We start from the raw sequence: 3,240 nt of genomic DNA, 5'->3' as shown, positions 1-3,240 counted from the left end.
AAAAAAGCGCCACATGAGAGAAGTTTGATCCTGTTTTTTGTCTCCACTCTCTTATCTTTCTTTATAGGCGAAAATTTTCATTGCTGGAGGGCTGCTGGCAAAGAGAGGCCACTTTGAATAGCAATATGAAGTCTATTCTTCAGGTTTTCTCCCCGCCACCATCCGAACAGGCGGGAACATGAGGTATTGGTTCGCGCTCAAACTTACTTCAGTTACGCCAGCATCTTGAAGAACTTCGACATATTCCTTCGTTTTTGTGAAATCCAAAATGGCAAACTTTCCACCCGGTTTGAGAACCCTTAAAGCCTCGTTAAGGGCTTTTTTGCGCCCTTCTCTTTCCGGAATGTTGTGGATCGCCAAACAGGAAATCAATGCATCGAAGGAATCGTTTTCGAAAGGGAGATGTCTCGCATCGCCCGTCACCAGTTCAATTTTATCGGATACCCCTTCTAATGTTGCGTTTGCAAGCGTTACTTCCGGGCTATTTCCCGATTGGTCAATCGTTCGCCACAAGTCGACACCGACCGCTTTTCCCGTCGTTAAACGTTTTGCGACCGCAATTAGCACGAGGCCCCGGCCAGGACCGATTTCAAGCACGTTTTCATGACCATTGAGCTCCAATAAATCTATCAGTTTCGCACATTGTTTATATTTTCCGACTTTGCTGCTGTAGATCATTAAAAATCCTTCGGCAAGACAGATGAAGGCGACTATGAAAAAAAGCCCGATGCAAAATTTAATAAAGGTGGAATCGGAAAAGGGAGACAAGCAGATGATAGCAATGATGAAGAGACTTCCGATCACTAAAAAATTGCGGACAATAGAAGGAGCATCAATGCCATAGTTTGCTTTCGTTAATCGATTTCGCAATCGCTCTTTCCCCCTTTCGAATAGTTTGATCAACTTTATTGTAATGTCATCTTATCTATACTATTCACTCAAATTCTATGTTAAGGATGATTTTTACGTTTATTGGAAAAATACTGTTTGCAAAATGGTCAAATTTGACTATAATGAGGTTTGTAGTTTTAATTTCGAATCATGAAAGGAGCTTTTATGGAACAAGCAAAACCAAACACAGGATTTATTATAGCCGGGTTGCTCCTGGCCATTCTTGTTGGGGCGATGGATAATACGATTGTTGCAACCGCGATGCCAACGATTGTAAAAGAACTGGGCGGTTTTGATAAATTTGTCTGGGTCACATCCGCATACATGATTGCGACGGTTGCAGGCATGCCAATTTTCGGCAAATTGTCAGATATGTACGGGAGGAAGCGTTTTTTCTTGCTCGGCATTATTCTCTTTATGGCTGGTTCGATCCTTTGCGGGACGGCGCAGTCAATTACCCAACTATCAGTATACCGTGCCATCCAGGGACTTGGCGGCGGGGCGCTCATGCCGATTTCATTTACGATTATTTTTGATATTTTTCCGGTTGAAAAGCGCGGAAAGATAACCGGATTATTTGGCGCCGTTTTTGGCATTTCGAGTATTTTTGGCCCGCTTGCCGGCAGCTACATAACGGATCAAATAGATTGGCGCTGGGTGTTTTACATCAATATACCGATTGGAATTTTATCGATTATTTTAGTTTCTTTGAATTACAAAGAATCGAAAGAACATCGAAAACAGCAAATTGACTGGGGCGGGGCAATTTCGCTTCTCATTATGCTCGTCAGTCTCATGTTTGCCCTTGAACTTGGCGGAAAACAATACGCCTGGGATTCCATCGTGATCATTGGATTATTTGTTTTATCAGCAGTGTCGTTGATTATTTTTCTTTTCGTTGAACGGAAAGCCAGCGACCCGATCATTACGTTTTCTTTATTTAAAAGACGTGTATTCGCCGCTTCGCAGGGCGTAGCATTTCTTTACGGATTTGTTTTCATTTCCGCAAGTGTGTTCATCCCGATCTTTATTCAAGGGGTATTTGGCGGGAGTGCAACAAACTCGGGGCTAATTTTAATGCCAATGATGCTCGGTTCTGTCGTCGGGTCTCAATTAGGAGGATGGGGGCCGTCGAAATTCAGCTTTCGGAACATCATGATTGTATCAGGGATATTTTTTATCAGCGGCGTTTATTTACTTAGCACGATGGATACTGAAACCGCCCGAAGTATGATTACCCTGTATATGATTATTCTCGGGTTTGGCGTCGGATTCTCCTTCTCTTTATTAAATCTTGCATCTGTGAACAATGTTGCTTTTCAACAACGTGGTTCCGCCACCTCGATGATTTCAACTTTCCGGACGATTGGAATGACATTGGGAGTGACTATTTTCGGCACAATTCAATCGAGGGTGTTTAATGATAAAATGGCGGATGCTTTCCCCCATGGCGGAAATATGGCTCATCAGGCCGGTGCGAAAGCTTTTTCACCAGAAGCAGCTGCAAAAATGCCTCCGCAAGTATTGGAAGCTTTTCGCCATGCGCTTTCAGATTCAATAGATGCGGTATTCATGTGGGCTCTGATTCCAGCAGTTCTCGCTTTCATCTTCATTTTGTTGATGGGGAATGAAAGAATGCCATCAAGAGATCCAAACCGGGAAATGAAAGATAAGGCGGTTTGACGAGATGGCAAATGATACGAAGCTCCTTGTCCTTGGCATGTTGATGGGCGGGGAGTGCCATCCTTATGAAATTCAGCAAATCATCAAGAAGCGTCAGATGCATTATTATGTGAAATTGGCTAAAGGCTCGTTATACTATTCCTTTCAACAATTAGAGGAAGCGGGAATGATTGAAGCGGTAGAAACGATTCGTGACACACCGAGGCCCGATAAAACGATTTACAGGATTACTTCACTTGGGAAAAAAGAATTTCATCGATTATTCGAGAAACAAATGGCAAAGCCTTACGAAGATTTCCACCCGCTCTATACGGCCTTTTCATTTATCCAGCATGCAGATCGAGATCAAGTGAAACAGGCGATACGCGAAAGAATAAATGAAATGAAAAAAAGAGTAGAGATCTTGGAGATGTTAGTTCAAGCGAAAAAAGCGCACGTTCCTTGCGCTATCATTCATTCCATTAATGGTGCACTCGCTCACTCAAAAACAGAATTAAGCTGGTTAAAGGAACTGGAAAAAGACGCCGAAAGCGGTGCATTGTTCTCTACATCGCCAAAAACAGAGTAAAAACTCGCCTCTTGTGGGGCGAGTTTTTTACAAACATCGTGCTAAATAGAAAATATCAGCCACTTTAGAATATTTATCAGCCACTTTTTGTCGAATAT

3 protein-coding genes are annotated in these 3,240 nt (G+C 42.7%); 2 read left to right on the top strand and 1 reads right to left on the bottom strand.

Going from position 1 to position 3,240, the window contains the following annotated elements; genetic code table 11:
- Nucleotides 1–132: 132 nt before the first annotated feature.
- Nucleotides 133–870, bottom strand: a complete 738-nt coding sequence (locus tag WD019_RS21480) for a class I SAM-dependent methyltransferase (protein ID WP_425712784.1) — start codon at nt 868–870, stop codon at nt 133–135.
- Nucleotides 871–1,041: 171 nt separating this feature from the next.
- Here WD019_RS21480 and WD019_RS21475 point away from each other — a divergent pair, with 171 nt between their 5' ends.
- Together WD019_RS21475 and WD019_RS21470 are read left to right on the top strand one after the other, a co-directional pair.
- A complete protein-coding gene (locus WD019_RS21475) occupies nt 1,042–2,574 on the top strand; it encodes an MDR family MFS transporter (RefSeq protein ID WP_425712783.1) in 1,533 nt (510 codons plus the stop codon).
- 4 nt (nt 2,575–2,578) lie between these two features.
- The gene (locus WD019_RS21470; RefSeq protein WP_425712782.1) at nt 2,579–3,142 is read left to right on the top strand and encodes a PadR family transcriptional regulator; all 564 of its coding nucleotides are present in this window, start codon (nt 2,579–2,581) and stop codon (nt 3,140–3,142) included.
- The last annotated feature ends 98 nt before the right edge of the window (nt 3,143–3,240 follow it).

The organism is Fictibacillus sp. Mic-4, assembly GCF_049843615.1.
In the GTDB taxonomy this organism is placed as follows: domain Bacteria; phylum Bacillota; class Bacilli; order Bacillales; family Fictibacillaceae; genus Fictibacillus_A; species Fictibacillus_A gelatini.
Note: the sequence above shows the minus strand (reverse complement) of the source record. Positions and strands in the feature narration are given on the sequence as shown.

Excerpts from the sequence above, each read along its gene's own strand:
- WD019_RS21475 (WP_425712783.1), top strand. The coding sequence starts at position 1,042 with ATGAAAGGAGCTTTTATGGAACAAGCAAAACCAAACACAGGATTTATT.
- WD019_RS21470 (WP_425712782.1), top strand. The coding sequence starts at position 2,579 with ATGGCAAATGATACGAAGCTCCTTGTCCTTGGCATGTTGATGGGCGGG.